At 46.6% G+C, this 17594-nt stretch carries 11 protein-coding genes; 5 read left to right on the plus strand and 6 right to left on the minus strand.

The features are described 5' to 3' along the window. Positions 1–156: 156 nt before the first annotated feature. Positions 157–555, minus strand: a complete 399-nt coding sequence (locus tag LZZ85_RS14680) for a LytR/AlgR family response regulator transcription factor (RefSeq protein WP_237873419.1) — start codon at positions 553–555, stop codon at positions 157–159. A gap of 331 nt (positions 556–886) precedes the next feature. Here LZZ85_RS14680 and LZZ85_RS14685 point away from each other — a divergent pair, with 331 nt between their 5' ends. The 5 genes from LZZ85_RS14685 to LZZ85_RS14705 all read left to right on the plus strand — a co-directional run bounded on the left by LZZ85_RS14685 (position 887) and on the right by LZZ85_RS14705 (position 5808). Then, positions 887–1351, plus strand: coding sequence for an SET domain-containing protein (locus tag LZZ85_RS14685; protein WP_237873420.1), 465 nt, complete (start codon positions 887–889; stop codon positions 1349–1351). Positions 1352–1451: 100 nt separating this feature from the next. Next, a complete protein-coding gene (locus LZZ85_RS14690) occupies positions 1452–3107 on the plus strand; it encodes an amidohydrolase (protein WP_237873422.1) in 1656 nt (551 codons plus the stop codon). Between the two features lie 186 nt (positions 3108–3293). Then, the gene (locus LZZ85_RS14695; RefSeq protein WP_237873424.1) at positions 3294–4142 is read left to right on the plus strand and encodes a type 1 glutamine amidotransferase; all 849 of its coding nucleotides are present in this window, start codon (positions 3294–3296) and stop codon (positions 4140–4142) included. 144 nt (positions 4143–4286) lie between these two features. Then, complete coding sequence (locus LZZ85_RS14700; RefSeq protein ID WP_237873426.1) at positions 4287–5486, plus strand: hypothetical protein; 1200 nt, start codon at positions 4287–4289, stop codon at positions 5484–5486. 7 nt (positions 5487–5493) lie between these two features. Next, positions 5494–5808, plus strand: a complete 315-nt coding sequence (locus LZZ85_RS14705; protein ID WP_237873427.1) for a cupin domain-containing protein — start codon at positions 5494–5496, stop codon at positions 5806–5808. A gap of 703 nt (positions 5809–6511) precedes the next feature. Here the strand turns inward: LZZ85_RS14705 and LZZ85_RS14710 are convergent. From LZZ85_RS14710 to LZZ85_RS14730, 5 genes are all read right to left on the minus strand, one after another. Next, complete coding sequence (locus LZZ85_RS14710; protein ID WP_237873430.1) at positions 6512–8782, minus strand: Tex family protein; 2271 nt, start codon at positions 8780–8782, stop codon at positions 6512–6514. Positions 8783–9099: 317 nt separating this feature from the next. Next, entirely contained in the window at positions 9100–10221 is a 1122-nt protein-coding gene (locus LZZ85_RS14715) for an efflux RND transporter periplasmic adaptor subunit (protein ID WP_237873431.1), read from the minus strand. A 6-nt stretch (positions 10222–10227) separates the two neighbouring features. Next, positions 10228–14637, minus strand: coding sequence for a CusA/CzcA family heavy metal efflux RND transporter (locus LZZ85_RS14720; RefSeq protein WP_237873433.1), 4410 nt, complete (start codon positions 14635–14637; stop codon positions 10228–10230). A gap of 42 nt (positions 14638–14679) precedes the next feature. Then, positions 14680–15063, minus strand: a complete 384-nt coding sequence (locus tag LZZ85_RS14725; RefSeq protein ID WP_237873435.1) for a hypothetical protein — start codon at positions 15061–15063, stop codon at positions 14680–14682. 231 nt (positions 15064–15294) lie between these two features. Further along, positions 15295–17574 carry a TonB-dependent receptor gene (locus tag LZZ85_RS14730; RefSeq protein ID WP_237873437.1) on the minus strand — a complete coding sequence of 760 codons (2280 nt, stop codon included), beginning with the start codon at positions 17572–17574 and terminating at the stop codon, positions 15295–15297. Positions 17575–17594: the final 20 nt, after the last annotated feature.

Below are 17594 nucleotides of genomic sequence, written 5' to 3' on the forward strand. Positions count from 1 at the left end.
GGTTTAATCAATAAGAATAAAAGCGTTGCCGTATAGCAGCCGCAATAAAAAATCGTAGCAACGGATTTTTTAAAGAAGAGGGAGTAGACACCCCCTCCGGTAACCACACTAAAGTGGGAACGAAATATTGTTGATTGGAGATCTTAATAAACGGAACTATCCTGAATTGTTGGCACTCTTTCCTTTTCTGCCTGTCGCCTGAACGTCCTTTACGTCTTTATCAGTCTTAGCCTCCTGGTGAAGCATCACCGTAATCCTGTTTTCCAGCTCTTTCCGGTACTTATCACTGAACGAGAATTTTACATCCTTTAATACCACTTCATCTTTATCAAACGAGATGATACGATCAAGCGCCACCAGCGTCCCCCTGTTCACACGCGAGAATGAATCGGCAGGAAGGATCGTCTCCAGTTGCTTTAAACTTAAATGCGGAATGAATATGCCCTGATCTGTACAGATCTTCACGTGATGAGCAACCGACAACACATAGCGAATATCTTTTACATCGATTCGTATAAATTTCTTTTTCAAATGAATAAAGAAAAACGATTGCATGCAGATTAAGGTTTGTTTGATAAAGTCCACCATCGACAAACAGATTTTTTGATAATGATCAGCTTTCTGTTCTAACAAGTCATTTTTGCTTGTCGATAACTAAACTTTGTCTGTATTTTTTTTACCACAGAACAAACCATTCTGTCAACTGCATTTCATTCCCGTTAAGGATGAAAGTAATTAAGATCGTTCCCTGCGTTGTCTGTTAAGTGATGTTACCGGGGCTAAAGTAATTACTGAAACAAGGCATTATCAGCTGTTCAGCACAAATGGTCTGATTGACGGCATGAATTTGCCAGGTGAATGATGTTCCTTCTTACATTTGCTCCACATGACCATCAAATCTCAATACCTCGAAATCAAACCCTCCGGCATTCCGGGAGCCGGGCTCGGTTTGTTCACCAAAGTTTTTATACCCATCGGCTCCCTTGTAATAGAATATAAAGGAGTGGTGACAACCTGGGATGAAGTAAAGGAACAGATCGATAATGACTACATCTACTATATAAGCCGCAATCATGTGATCAATGCAGCTCCCACCCCAAAATCACTCGCACGTTATGCCAACGATGCGAAAGGGATGACGCAGATCCCCGGCATCAATAACAACTGCACCTTTAAAAAAATTGACGGAAGGGTTTACATTAAAGCGCGGGCCAATATTGCCGCCGGCGGTGAGATCCTGGTCAATTATGGAAAACAATACTGGGATACCGCGAAGAACAATTCCGCACTCGAAAAAGAAAGACTTGCCCAGGAAGCAAAAGCAAGAAAAGAGCAGGGAACTGACAGTTGAATATTTTTCTGTAAAGTCAAAGTATCTCCCATACAGAATCCATCGCCCCCAACGGCACACAAACCGAAATAAAGTATCTTACCTACAAGAATTAAAAAGCATGAAACGAATAAACCTACTGCTCCTTCCCATAATGCTCCTTCCCATAATGCTGCTGATATTCTCCTGCGGCAATAGAGAAAATGCAGACCTGCTTGTTTACAATGCAACGATCTATACCGTCGATTCCTCCTTTTCTACCACCGAAGCCATGGTGATTAAAGACGGGAAGATCCTCGCCACCGGAACAAAAGCCGAACTGGAAAAGAAATACAATGCTGCCGGGCAAACGGATGCACAGGGTAAATTCATTTACCCGGGCCTGATCGATGCGCACGCGCATTTTGTAGGATATGGCACCGGCCTCCAGACAGTCGACCTTACCGGCACCGAAAGCTGGAACGATATCATCACCCGGGTCACCAATTTTGCAAAAGAATCTCCGAAAGACCAGTGGATCATCGGCCGCGGCTGGGATCAGAATGACTGGCCCATTAAAGAATTCCCGACCAATGAAGCATTGAACCGGCTTTTCCCTGATCAACCCGTACTTCTCACACGTGTGGACGGCCATGCGGCCATCGCAAATCAGAAAGCATTAGACGCTGCGGGTGTAAAAGCTGGTGATAAACTTACCGGCGGCGAAGTGGAAACCAGTAACGGAAAACTTACCGGCATTCTCGTCGACAATGCAGTAGACCTCGTCTCCGCGAAAATACCCTCACTCACTCCATCACAGCTCCGGGAAGCCCTGCTGGATGCCCAGCGCAATTGCTTCGCAGCCGGGCTCACAACCATCGACGATTGCGGCATCAATGCACCCGAAACTGAACTGATCAGGCAAATGCAGGATAGCAATCAACTGAAAATGCGTCTGTATGTAATGCTGAGCGATAACAAAAGCAATTACGACTATCTCGATAAAAAAGGGATCATTAAAACCGATCGCCTTCATGTTCGCGCGTTTAAAGTCTATGGAGACGGAGCGCTAGGATCAAGAGGAGCCTGTCTCCTTCAGCCCTATACCGACAAGCCCGGGCATCACGGCTTCCTTCTCAGTGATCCTGCACACTTCGATTCTGTCGCTAATTGGATCGCACAACGCAATTTCCAGATGTGTACACACGCCATTGGCGACAGTGGCAACCGCACCATCCTGTCTATCTACAACAAATACCTGGAAGGGAAGAATGACCGTCGCTGGAGGATTGAACATGCACAGGTGATCAATGCGGCCGATTTCGGTCTGTTCGGTAAAGCATCGATCGTTCCCTCTGTACAGCCAACCCATGCCACCTCAGACATGTACTGGGCTGAACAACGTCTCGGTGCCGACAGGGTAAAAGGAGCATATGCTTACAAACAATTGCTGGAGCAAAATGGATGGCTGCCTCTTGGCACCGACTTTCCCGTGGAAGACATCTCTCCTTTCAAGACCTTCTACGCGGCCGTTATTCGTAAAGACGCCAAAGGCTGGCCCCAAAACGGCTACCAGGTAGAAAATGCACTCTCCCGCGAACAGGCACTCCGTGGGATGACCATCTGGGCCGCCCGCGCCAATTTCGAAGAAAAAGAAAAAGGCAGCCTCGAACCCGGCAAATTCGCCGACTTTATCATCCTGGACAGAGATCTTCTAAAAGCACCTGAAAACGAATTACTTGAAGCAAAAGTGCTGGAAACATTCGTGAATGGGGAATCGGTTTACAAAAAGCGATGACCGTGGCCGTTCATCGTTATCCGTTCACCGTTATCCGTTGACCGGGATCAAATTGTGAATGCGAATAATATCGAAATAGCTATAAATGCAGCCCTTCGAACAACGGTGAACGGTAAACCGTAAACGGCCACCGAAACACCGGCGATCTTCAATGGCTCACCATCAAATTTTTACTATCTTCGCGGGATGATTTGGAATGAAAACAGATCAGTACGTATAGCCATACTCGACCTTTACGAAGGACAAGCCAACCAGGGGATGCGTTGTATCCGCCAGATCGTTAAAGACTGGGCGAAGAAAAACGATCTCGATGTCCAATCCACCGAGTTTGATGTGCGCCTGAAAAATGAAGTACCAGACACGTCTTTTGACATCTACATTTCAAGCGGTGGCCCCGGCGACCCGCTTTCCAGCAGATTTGAAGACTGGGATATTTCCTGGTGTAAATGGGTGAAAGAGATCATCCGCTGGAATGCGAACCCGGACAACACCCAGAAAAAACATATTTTCTTTATCTGCCACTCCTTTCAACTGGCCTGCCGTTACTTCAACGCCGGACTCGTATGCAAGAGAAGATCCACCGCCTTTGGTGTTTTCCCCGTGCATATGCTGCCCGCAGGACATGACGAGCCAGTATTCGACGGTCTCCGCGATCCCTTTTATGCAGTTGACAGCCGCGATTACCAGGTCATCCAACCCAACCACGGACTACTCGAAGATATGGGCGGTGAGATCCTCTGCATCGAAAAAAGCAGACCACATGTTCCTTACGAACGTGCAGTGATGGGTATCCGTTTCAACGAGTTTATGATCGGAACCCAGTTCCACCCCGAAGCCGACGCCCAGGGCATGAGCCTCCACCTCCAGACAGCAGACAAAAAAGCAACTGTCATCGAAAATCATGGTGAAGAAAAATGGCAAAGCATGGTGGAACAACTGGAAGATCCCGATAAAATAGTTTGGACATATTCGCACGTATTGCCCAATTTCCTGAACCAGGCCATCGGTCAACTGGTACCAGCAGAACTGGCGTGATAAAGTAAAAAGTCAAAATTTAAAAGTCAAAAAAGCCTCCTGGGCATGACCCCTCATTCCCGGACAAGCTTTTTACTTTTTAATTTTGACTTTTTAATTTATTACTTGTGATGTTTAAGTATCTTAAATATCAATTTCGCTTCCATGATACCTTCTATACGCAAACAATACAACGAGCAGTTCACTCCGGAGAAATATGAGGCATTCCTGAACGAACTACATAATGCTCATCCCGGAGCAATCGAATTCCGGGTCGCAGAAACACCCGTATTCATCCCAAAAAGCTTTACAGAAAAGATCCTGGATGCCTGCGAAAGCATCGTGGATATTATTACGGATCCTTCATTCAAACAAAAAACAGATAAAGCCATCCCCGCCGCACTAAATGTACCCGGAGAGATCGGCCATTCAGAATTCATCGCATTCGACTTTGGTATCTGTGAAAATGAAGACGGCAATTACGAACCACAACTGATCGAAATGCAGGGATTTCCTACCCTGTTTGCTTATGAAGTATTACTGGATGATGTTTGCCGTAACAACTTCACCATACCTGAAGGCTTTACCGCTTACATGGGCGGACATACAAAAGAAACTTACATCCAATTACTGAAAGAGATCATTGTAGGTAAACATAATCCGGAAAATGTGATCCTGCTTGAGATCTTTCCGCATCAGCAAAAAACAAGAGTGGATTTTTACTGTACTAAGGACCTCCTCGGGATCGAACCTGTATGTGTTACAGAACTGATCAAAGAAGGCCGACAATTATTCTATCTGAAAGACGGGAAGAAAACCGCTGTAAAAAGAATATACAACCGGGTAATATTTGATGATCTTCAACAGCAACCGGCAGAAGTGCAGGAAAAGGGCAAGATCTTCTTTGAAGAACTGGACGTTGAATGGGCACCGCACCCTTCCTGGTTTTATCGCATCAGCAAGTACACGATCCCATTTATCAGGCATCCATATATCCCCGAAACTTTTTTCCTCCACGAGATCAAACAACTGCCTACCGATCTTGAAAATTATGTATTGAAGCCTTTATTCTCCTTCGCGGGACAAGGTGTTTTGATCGATGTGACTTTAAAAGACATTGAAGACATCAAAGATCCGGAGAACTGGATCCTTCAGCGGAAAGTCAAATATGCCGAAGTGATCCAAACGCCAGACACACCTGCAAAAGCGGAGATCAGGATATTTTACTTCTGGAAAGAAGGCGAGGCCAGACCAAAGCCTGCTAATAATCTCGCACGACTGAGCAAAGGGAAAATGATCGGCGTCCGGTATAATAAGGATAAAGAATGGGTAGGCGGAAGCTACTGCCTCTTTGAAGAAAAATAAACTAAACATGCCTTTAATAAAAGAGCAGAAAGCCAAAGAACTGGCCCCCGGATTGACCGGCTATTACACTCATGGAGAACGGATGACATTGGGCCTTGTTGAGATCAAAGCTGGTAGCAGCCTGGCATTGCACCAACATCCGCATGAACAGATCACTTATATCATCGAAGGCCAACTGGATATGATGATCGGTGGAGAAGCCGTCATCCTGACGACCGGCATGAGCCAGGTGATCCCTTCTAACGTACCGCATTCGGCCATTGCGAAAACGAACGTTTCGCTGATCGATGTATTTAATCCTGTGCGGGAAGATTATCGCTAATGGAATGGCGTAGGTTCCCGCAGATTATAAGACATTGGTCAATGTAGAATAAGTTAGCTAACGGTTCGATTATTTCGACTTGCGTAAGGCCCCTCCAAATCTCCCCTTCAGGAAATACTTTACGCCGCCTCTAAAAGAAGTTTCATTCCAAAAAGAGAAACATAAATTCGATACAGCTAAATGTTCCAAAGGAACGCGGCGGACGCGGCGATACGCGGAGAGCGCTGCGAAAATACAAGATGTTCTATGGCTGTTTTCGCTGCGTTCTCCGCGTATCGCCGCGTCCGCTGCGTTCCTTATACACCAGCCATACCTTAAGTTGACGTGTATTGAGGTACGCCAGGGCTACTTAACTAAACGACATTGGATTGAAACGTGGGGAAATAAACTATCTGAAGGAAGCAGAAGCCCGTCTAAAAATTTGGGTAACGATTAGCCTGAAGGGGAGATTTAGAAGGGGCCTATGCCAGCCGAATAGCTTATTAGATGGAATCTCGCAGATTTGTCCCGCAGGTAACACAGCGTGTTACCACCCACCACTTTTATATTGAAAGCGCAGATTGCGCAGATCAGCTTCTTTAACCGGAAACTTTTCTGCGCAATCTGCGCTTCGTGCCAAAGGCTATTTCGATGGAACAATAATTTTTCAATTATCCGCGGATAGATCCGCGACATCTGCCGGACCCTACGCCGCTCTCCCCTATTAATCCGCAAACTTCTTCTTCAACTCAGCCAGTTTTGCCTGGAAAGGATTCGCAGGCGCAGCTGGTTTATTACCCCCGCCTTTGTTTCCTCCTTTGTTATCCTGTCTATTGCTGCCGCTTTTCGACTGCGATTGATCTGCTCCGTCTTTCATAGACAAAGAGATCCGTTTGCGTGAAGGATCTACTTCGAGGACGGTTACCATTACTTTTTGCGTCAGCTTCACCGCTTCATTCGGATCACTGATATAGCGGTTGCTAAGATGAGAAATATGGACAAGGCCATCTTGTTTTACACCAATATCAACGAATGCTCCGAAATTGGTAATGTTTGTTACAATACCAGGAATGCGCATACCCGGTTTCAGATCACCCATCGTACTTACACCTTCTGCAAAACGGAACTCCTCGATCGCTTCACGGGGGTCACGACCCGGCTTTTCCAATTCCTTCAGGATATCTTCAATCGTAAACTGACCGATCGTTTCCGTAACGAACTCAGAGGCTTTCAGTCCTTTGCGGAGATTTCCATTACTGATCAGTTCCGGTACAGTGCTGGATGCTTTTTTCGCCATCGCTTCCACCACAGAATAACTCTCGGGGTGAACCGCTGAATTATCCAGTGGATTTTCTGCACCTGGCACACGTAAGAATCCTGCGCACTGCTCGAACGCTTTTGGTCCAAGCATCGCAACTTTCTTCAATTCTTCCCGGGTCTTGAAACCACCATTCTTCGTACGATACTCCACTATATTCTTTGCAACGGTTGAACTCAGTCCTGAAACATACATCAGAAGGTGTTTACTCGCGGTGTTCAGATCAACACCAACATAGTTTACACAGCTTTCTACCACCTGATCAAGAGCCTCTTTCAAACGGTTTTGATTCACGTCATGCTGATACTGCCCTACTCCAATGCTTTTTGCATCGATCTTTACCAGTTCACTCAACGGATCCAGCAACCGGCGGCCAATACTGATCGCACCGCGGACAGTTACATCATGATCAGGAAACTCTTCCCGCGCAACTTCACTGGCGGAATAAATAGAAGCCCCACTCTCGTTCACCATAAATACAGATACCGGGCGGCCAAAATCAATTCCCCTGGCCAACTGCTCCGTTTCTTTGCTGGCGGTACCATTACCGTATCCAATTGCCTGGATATCGTATTTCGCTACAAGTTCCTTAATAGTTTGTGTCGCCCCGTTCCAGTCATTTTGAGGAGGATGCGGATAGATAGCTGTGTTATATAGCAATGTTCCGTGCTCATCCAGGCAAACCAGTTTGCATCCTGTGCGGAAACCCGGATCAAGCGCCAGAACGCGCTTATGACCCAGAGGAGAAGCGAGCAACAACTGACGGAGGTTTTCCGCAAATACACGGATTGCTTCTTCGTCAGCCTGGGTCTTACTGCTCATGCGGAATTCTGTTTCAATAGAAGGCTTCAGCAGCCGGCTGAATGAATCCTCCACGGCAATACCCACCTGCTGTCCGACCGGACCGGAAGTCTTAACAAATGTTCTTTTCAGCGATTCATTTGCCACTTCTTTGTCTACATCAATATTCATGATCAGGTAACCTTCTTTTTCACCCCGGCGGATCGCCATGATGCGGTGAGAAGGACTATCTGCCAGTTGTTCTTTAAACTCGAAATAATCGCGGTATTTCTGTGCTTCAGGCTCATCTTTCTTTGAACTGAGCACGCGGGAAGAGAATACTGCTTCTTCTGTGAAAAGCTTGCGCACGATATTACGCGCTTGCTCATTTTCCGACACCCATTCCGCGATAATATCCCTCGCCCCCTGAAGAGCATCCTCTTTATCTTTTACCTGCTCGTTGATGAACTTCGCGGCTTCTTCTTCCACATTCATGCTTTCCTGGTCAAACAGGAGTTTCGCCAGCGGCTCCAGCCCTTTTTCGATCGCCACCGACGCTTTCGTCTTACGTTTTGGTTTGAACGGCAGATAAATGTCTTCCAGCTCAGTTGAATTCACGGTATCCTCGATCCTTTTCTTAAGCTCAGGAGTCATTTTACCTGCGTCCTCAATCGTCTTTAACACGGTTTCTTTTCGCTTCTCCAGGTCATTGAAATACTTGATCTGGTCAATTACATTAGTGATCACCACCTCGTCAAGATTCCCCGTAGCCTCCTTCCGGTAACGGGCAATGAAAGGAATGGTAGAACCGCCATCATGAAGCTCAAGAATGTTCATTACTGGCTTGATTGCAAGGTTGAGGGTAGCAGATATATGCTGCAGGTATTTGATCTCCATAGCTGAAAATTAGGGCAGCAAATGTAGGTGCCGTTTTGGTAAAAAAAATTTGTTTGTTTTCTAGCCGTTTCGTAGATAAAAACAGGAGATTTTATTCAAGACCATCCTGCTTATAACATAGGTCAAATTTCCGCTATTCAGCCAGCCTGGCAATGGGGAAAAAACAAAATTTTCGGGGGAAATAACGAAGGTATTTACCGGAAACTAATATTCTTTAATGTGTATGCCGTGGAAGTATCGCAAAAGACCGCAAAGAAAAACCGCAAAGAGGGCACAAATCTCTTGCACACTTTGCGGTTTCCAAGGCTTTCGATACCCTACTCTTCGGCAGTGTTCTTCAGTTTGGCCATTACAGGGTAAGGATTTTTGATGATCACCTTTTTCCCTTCCAGATCTTTGCCGATCACTTCCACCCATCCATGATCACGAATGCCGGTTTCCACACTCAGTAACCGGAACATATTACTGCCCGTTTCTTCCATAATGAACTGACCATTCCCATAACGCACGAGGGCATCTTCCGGAACGGCTGTTACCTGCGCTTCACTAACGCGGATATTCGCTGTCAGGAACATTCCGGGCAACAACTGCTTGGGTTGCTTTTCAAAATGGCAATGCACCAATGCGCTCCGGTTATCATCTACATTCTTTGTAACCAGCAATACTTCGCATTCATAAGACGTCGAAGGATCATCCACAAACGTCACCATTACCTTTTGCTTTGGCCTGATCTTCCCGAGATCCTTTTCGAAAACAGTCAGCGCCGCATGAATATCATCAGGATTGATCAATTCAAACAATACATCTGAAGGATTTACATACTTCCCGATATTGACGTTCACTTTTGATACAAATCCGTTAATAGGAGAATAGACTGGTACGCTTCTCGAAATATTCTGATCACTCAGATTAGCCGGGTTGATCCCGATCAGACGAAGCTTTTCATCATACCCTTTCAACAGGATCTTCTGGGAGGTATAATCCGCCTGTGCCTGCTGAAATACTTTCTCCGCATTCACATTGTTTTCATTCAGCATCTTCTGACGTTCATAATCCTTCTCACTGTATTGCAGCTTTGCTTTCGCGATCAGGTAATCCTGCTGTAACTGGATCAGCGCGGGATCTTCCATCGTTGCAATCACTTCTCCCCGCGTAACATGAGCGCCGGGCAGAAGTTTTGTATTCTTCAGATATCCCCCGAGAGGAAAACTGACTGAGACGATGTTCTGCGGGGGTACATCCACCAACCCGTTCACTTTTAATTCGCTGTTGAGCGATCGCTTACTCACCAGCCCTGTCTGCACTCCGGCATTAGCCAGTTGCTCTGCTGTAAGGGAAACCGTATTGTCCGGTGTAACAACCTGCTCTTCCGGCTGCGTTTTTTTGCTGCCGCAACTGATGCTCACCATCAGTATCAATAAACAAATAATATTGCGCATAATGATTTATTTTCCGGTGATGTATTCCAGTTCGATAATGGCGAGATTGTATTGGCGTACAGCGTCGAGATAGTTAAGCTGGATCGATACCGCATTATTCATCAGTATCGTCCATTCCAGATAACTGATCTCTCCATTCTGAAAACTCAGCTTCGCATGCCTGGTGATCAGCTCAGCCTGCTGCAATCCTGTTTGTTCATAGTACTGCAACGCCTGCTGTTGCTTCAGGTATTCCTGCTGTATCTGCTGGAATTTCGTGAACACATTTTTCTCAGCCGCCGCGGTGTTCATCTTTGCAATGTCCTGCCTTACTCCCGCCGCGCGGATCCGCGCCTTGGCCGCCGAATTGAACAGCGGAATGCCCACAGACAGGTTCACGATGTGAAAGCGCTTACCAGCCCCATAATACTGCTGTGTAATACCATTCTTGCTTTGATAGCCGATGATGGATTGATTGCTGTATCCAAGAGTGAAATCAGGAGACAGCTTTGCTTTCTCCGCTGCAGTCTCGGCAGCAGCAATCGTAATGCCCGACCGCTCGTAACGGATTTGCGGGTGTTCAAACAGAGAGGCAGAATCCACCAGCAGCGGAATATCCATTTTCAGAGCACTATAGTCAGGCAACAGCAAACTATCTGTATTTAACAACCATTGCAATTGCTTTTGCAAGGAAGCGATATCGAGGTCTAACTGCCGCTGTTGAAGTTTCAGCTGCTGCAACTGCGCATCTGCTGTGGTCTTCTCCAGCAGGTTTGATTCTCCTGATTTTAACCGCAGCGCGGCAGATTGCTGAAACCGGCTGTATACAGAATCCAGTCCGAGCAGGATCTTCTTTCTCTCCAGCCATTCCGCTACCTGGTAGAAACTCTTCTTCACTTCCCTGTCAAGTTCAGCCTGGCGCCAGTTGGACAGCTCTTTTTGTGATACTTCGCGCGACTGGAAATAAGAACGCTGGCGTTGATAAATGGCCGGCAGACTGAATGATTGGCTGATGCCGAACTTCGTATCGTTTTGAACACTGTTCAATCCGCCATACTCCCCACTAACTACTGTTTTGGCAGGATCAAAAACACCTGACTGCAATTGTTTCCAGTATTGCGGTTCAGTACGGATCGCCTGAAGGCTCAGGTTATCTTTCCGTGCTTTTTCCAGCATGGCAGGTAAAGTCATTTTCTCCTGCGCATTCACCTTCATTCCGCAGATCAGTAACAGTATGACTGCAACAACATTGCCAGCGCTTCCCTTTTTCCGTGATTTCTTTTTCTCCAGCCACGCGTATAATATTGGCAATACGACCAGCGTAAGAAATGTAGCCGTGATCAGACCGCCGATCACCACCGTTGCCAATGGCCGTTGCACTTCAGCTCCGGCGCTTTCGCTGAGTGCCATGGGTAAGAACCCAAGCGATGCTACAGCAGCCGTCATTAATACAGGACGGAGACGAACCTGTGTTCCTTCCATGATAATATGTTTAACATCGAGCCTGCCCTGACCTTCTGTAGAGGACTCTTCATCCGACAATCCGGGGTAAAGCCCGGCTTTCTTCAACCTGTTGAATTCCGCGATCAATACGATCCCGTTCAGCACCGCTACTCCAAACAATGCAATAAAGCCAACGCCTGCAGAAATACTGAACGGCATGTTTCTCATCCACAATGCCAGCACACCGCCAATTGCAGAAAGAGGTATGGCAGAGAAGATCAGCAAACCATATTTCAATGAACCAAAGGCGAAATACAGCATCACGAGGATCAGCAATAACGCCGCCGGCACCGCGATCGATAAGCGGGCTTTTGCCTCTACTAGATTCTCAAACTGACCGCCATATTTTATAAAATATCCCGAAGGAAGTTTTATTTGCTTTGTCGCTTTTGCATTCAATTCTTCAACAACGGATTCAACATCGCGGCCGCGCACGTTAAATCCGACAATGATCCGCCGTTGCGCATTCTCACGCTGTACCTGGTTGGGACCCACTTTGACCTCAATCTTCGCCACCTGGTACAATGGGACCTGCAAGCCTGATGGCGTTGGGATCAATAGTTGCTGAACATCTGCAATATCCCTTCTTGACTCATCCTGCAAACGCACAACAAGATCATAACGTCTTTCATTCTCATAGATCAGCCCAGCGCTTTCACCGGCAAATGCGGTGCGCACAACCAGGTTTACATCCGCTACACTTAACTGGTAATGCGCCATGGCATCACGGTTATAATTGATCACGATCTGTGGAAGACCGGTCACCGCTTCTATATAAATATCACTGGCTCCTTTAACCGTACTTACCAAACGCCCCATCCTGTCTGCATAAGAAGCAAGGCTGTCGAGATTCTCTCCAAATATCTTACACACTACATCCTGCCTCGCACCTGAGATCAGTTCATTAAAACGCATTTGAACGGGGAACTGAAACCCCGCAGTAAGACCGGGCACCGCTTCGAGTGCTTTACTCATCTTGTTTGCCAGTTCATCGAATGAAGCAGCGGACACCCATTCGGATCTAGGCTTTAGTGTGATCATGATATCTGTCATCTCCAGCGGCATGGGATCTGTGGGAATTTCACTCGCACCGATCCGCGTGACGATCTTCTCTACTTCGGGAAAACGTTCTTGCAGGATTGAAACAGCTTTCTGCGTCGTTCTGATGGTTTCTGTCAATGAACTTCCCGTCAATAAACGTGCGTCTACGGCGAAATCACCTTCTTCCAGCTCGGGAATGAATTCACCGCCAAGCGTACTGATCAGCCACACGGAAAAAGCAAATAACAATAATGCAAAAGACACAACTGCCCTGGGGAATGCCAATGCTTTCTGCAATAGGCGTCTGTATCCACGTTGCAGCACATTCATCATCTTATCCGCAACCGTTTCTTTATGCGATACTTTTTTACTGAGAAAAAGAGAAGTCATCATAGGCACATATGTCAGCGATAAAACAAAAGCACCTATCAATGCAAATGATACAGTTAGCGCCATCGGTTTGAACATCTTTCCCTCAATGCCCGTCAGTGAAAGGATCGGTAGATAAACGATCAGGATGATGATCTGGCCGAATACAGCAGAGTTCATCATTTTGCCTGCAGCGGTTTCCACCTCATCATTCAACTGGGGTTGTGTGATCCGTGTCAACCCGGCAAAGCTTTTATTATGCATCAGGCGGTGAAGAACCGCTTCAACAATGATGACGGCCCCATCAACGATCAACCCGAAATCAAGTGCACCCAAACTCATCAGGTTTCCGCTTACACCGAATGTATTCATCAGGATGATCGCAAATAACATTGCCAGCGGGATCACTGAGGCAACGATCAGCCCGGCACGCAGATTTCCAAGAAACAATACAAGAATAAAAATGACGATCAAGGCACCTTCCAGCAGGTTTTTCTTTACCGTACCGATCGCATTATCCACCATCTTCGTGCGGTCATAGAACGTTTCGAGTACCACCCCTTCAGGCAAAGTCTTCTTGATCTCAGCGATCTTTGTTTTTACCGATTCGATCACGGCCGATGCATTGGCTCCTTTCAGCATCAGCACAACGGCACCTGCCACTTCGCCTTCATCTTTATAGGTCATCGCACCATAGCGGATCGCATGACCGATCCTGACCTCCGCAACATCTCTCAGGTAGACAGGGATACCTGTATCGGTATGACGAATGAAGATCTTACCAAGATCTTCAGTTGTTTCAGCAAGACCTTCTGTGCGGATAAATAAAGCGTTCGGACCTTTCTCTATATAAGCCCCTCCGGAGTTCTGGTTGTTTTTTTCCAGTGCAGCAAACACATCCGCGATGGTTACTTTCATACTTTTCAACCTGTCTGGCTGAACGGCCACTTCGTATTGTTTGAGATAGCCACCAAAACTGCTGATATCTGCAACACCGGGTGTTCCCAGCAACTGCCTGCGAACGATCCAATCCTGTATTGAACGGAGTTCTGTGAGATCGTATTTACCTTCATATCCTTTGGCGGGCCTTAACACGTACTGATAGATCTCCCCGATACCTGTTGTGGCGGGAGCCAGTTCAGGATTACCCGCACTCGAAGGGATCTGTCCTCTCACTGTATTCAGCCGCTCACCTACCTGCTGACGCGCCCAGTAGATATCCGTTTCATCAGAAAAAACAACCGTTACAACAGAAAGGCCGAACCGTGAGATCGATCTCATTTCTTTTATTCCGGGAATACTGGCATTCGCCTGCTCCAGCGGAAATGTGATGAGCCGTTCTACCTCCGGCGCCGCCAGTGAAGGTGAAACAGTGATGATCTGAACCTGGTTACTTGTAATATCCGGCAATGCATCGATAGGTAATTGCCGCAGGTTTATTCCACCCCATATCATTAATGCGATGGTGAATAAACCTATGATCAGCTTATTCCTTACGGAAAAGCGAATAATAGTATTTAACATGCAAAAAAATTGTGCCTGTGAAGAATAGATGATTATATGTCATCAGGCACAGCGGGGCGGCTGGAAGATATCGAAGGCTTCAAACTGAGGTTTATTCACCTCGTTATAACTGAAAAATTCCGCTGCGGAAAGTTCCGGCGGATCAATGGAGATAGAAATGGGTTCTACAGAAACCACTACAGAACCGATCAGGGTATGTGAATCCACGTCCCGGAACGGCAATTGCTGATCCTGCGTGAAGTCATCATCTACGATGATCGGTCCGAGATAATGCATGCGCAGGAACTTCACAAAACTGATCTGGGGATCACTTTGCCTATGGAAATCAAAATGTTCTATGAGGTAAGGAATGCGCAGAAGTTGGTGAAACTCAGCAAATGCGAGCATGTAGATGGAAATGAATAATATGCCAGCCAGGCGTTTCACGGTGACGAAGATAGGGATTTCCAATTGTCATGCAAATCTCATGAAGACTTAGAAGTGGATTAGAAGGGACTTACACTATTTTTTGATTTGCCTGGAAGGAACGCGGCGAACGCAGCGATACGCGGCGATCGCAGCGAATACAATTTTTACCCCGGCTGTTTTCGCCGTGTCCGCCGCGTATCGTTGCGTCCGCCGCGTTCCTCCTACGCCAGCCATTAAAAGTAGAGTTATTTATCTGACCGTATACCTTACTCCTCCAAACACCCGTATCCCCTGGTTAGGCGCATATACATAAGTTGGATCAAAACTCAATGCATAAGGATTCTCCGGTGTGGCAACAACCCCACCTGAAGCATCATACTGCACATTCTTATCAAACGGATCATGCGAGCGCGCAATGATGAATGGCGTACTTTTCGCCGGCGTCCAGTTAAGCAGGTTCTTCACACCAGCAAACACTTCCAGTTTATTGCTGATAAGTTTTGAACACTGAATATTCTGAATACTCCATACCGGCGAATGGCCCGGCCGCGGATCGGTGGCTGACAATAACGGTAAACGCATCGGCCCGTACAGATTGCCTGTGTAATCAAACGTCAATCCTGCGGAAGGCAGGGTGTAACTGATCGTCCAGGTGCCGCTCCATTTCTCTGTAAGCACTGGACGGGTTTTGACTGAATGCCCGGCGCCATTCTTTTCGGATTTATGAACATCCTGTATAGTTACTCCTGCGAGAGCTTTAAAGCGATGACCCTTATTGAACTCAACATTCAACGTAAATCCTTTTGAGGCAGCATAACCATCCAGGTTCTTATACACGATCAGGTTCGGATCCGAATCATAATCGGCAATGATCTGATTGGTAAAATAAGAATACCATGCAGACGCATCGACGCTCAGCGATATATCATCCCAACGAAAACTATGGATATAATTCAGGTTGACATTATAGCTTCTTTCAGGATCAAGTGACTCGCGGATCTCCACGGCTCTCGCACCCGTTAATGCCGCATGATCTTCGGTAAACAGACTTACTACACGAAAACCGGTCCCTGCATTGAGACGGAATACCTGTCTGTCACTGAGCGACCATTTCCAGGCGATCCTTGGCGTGAAGATCCCCTTATGAACAGGATGATGATCATACCGCAGGCCAAGTAACACAAGATGCCTCGCATTCAGTTTCCATTCATCCTGCAAAAACAAGCCGGGAATGATATAATTATCCGGGTTATTCCTTCCGGTCAGCGTATCAGTCGTAGCTGTAGAATTATCGTCATAGTAATTATAACGCAACGCTGCCCCACTCAGCAAGCTGTGGGACATGCCTATCTTTTTATCCCATACCAGTTGTCCGAAGACGATCCGCTGATCTCCCATATAAGGAGTATTTCCGTAGTAAGAATTCTGCTGATGCCTTGTGGCGGAGAACGAGAGTGCCATCTTTTCCTCCACGGGAAGTTGATACTGGCCCATCACTTCCCACCGGTTAGTGTAAATGCTTTCTCCATATAAACTATCGCCTCCCCGGAATGTTTTATTCCAACGCATATCACCACCCCAGCGGTCTTCATAAAAATATCTTCCGGCAAGCGTTGCCACACGGTCCTTCTTTCTTTTAAAACTAAGCTTATTAAAAACGGAGATCCGGTGTTGTAATGTTACATCCGTGAATTGATCGTTATTCTTATCGGCCTTATGCTGAAAATTGTAGTAATCAACGCCAAGCAGCGACTTTACTTTATTTCCTATTTTGAATGCACCACCAAGATCAACATTGTATTCCTGCCAGCTTGTTGCCATTATATTTGCCGTAAAAGCTGGCGCCTTGTCGGGTGATTTGGTAATGATATTGATCAACCCTCCGATCGCTTCCGACCCATACAATCCGGAAGCGGGGCCTTTTACGATCTCTACCCTGTCGATCAGTTGTGTCGGGATCCCGAATAAACCATATACCGAAGCAAGACTACTCACGATCGGCATACCATCAATGGTCACCATAGTGTATGGCCCTTCCAACCCGTTGATATGAATATCCCCCGTGTTGCAAACGCTGCAATTCAATTGCGGCCTTACACCATTTATATTCTGCAGCGATTCAAAAATACTTGGAGCGGGATTCTTCTTGAAGAACTGGGGAGTATACACTTCAACATTCACCGGGCTCTCCAGCCTTTTTACAGGCCGCATCGTACCGCTCACGACAACCGCATCCATCTCCCGGTGATCAGCAAAAAGCAGCACCTGTAACGATGATCTTTCAAGGGTAGAGAGATGCTGATGAATATAACCCGTCGCTGTAACATGCACCGAATCCGGAACAGGATCATTGATCACAAACTTCCCTTTCCCGTCTGTGAGTGTGGAGGTCGAATCCGACATTTTTATTGTAGCACCGGGAACTGGTTCACGCGTAGTGGCATCCAACACAACACCCGTAAGCGCACGTTGAGAATAGAGATTGAGAAAACAAAAACAAATGCTGAAGAGTAGAAGTCCTTTTTTCATTATTAAATAAAGCTAAACAT

Origin of the sequence: Terrimonas ginsenosidimutans, assembly GCF_022012415.1 — a bacterium.
Taxonomy (GTDB): Bacteria; Bacteroidota; Bacteroidia; order Chitinophagales; family Chitinophagaceae; genus Terrimonas_A; species Terrimonas_A ginsenosidimutans.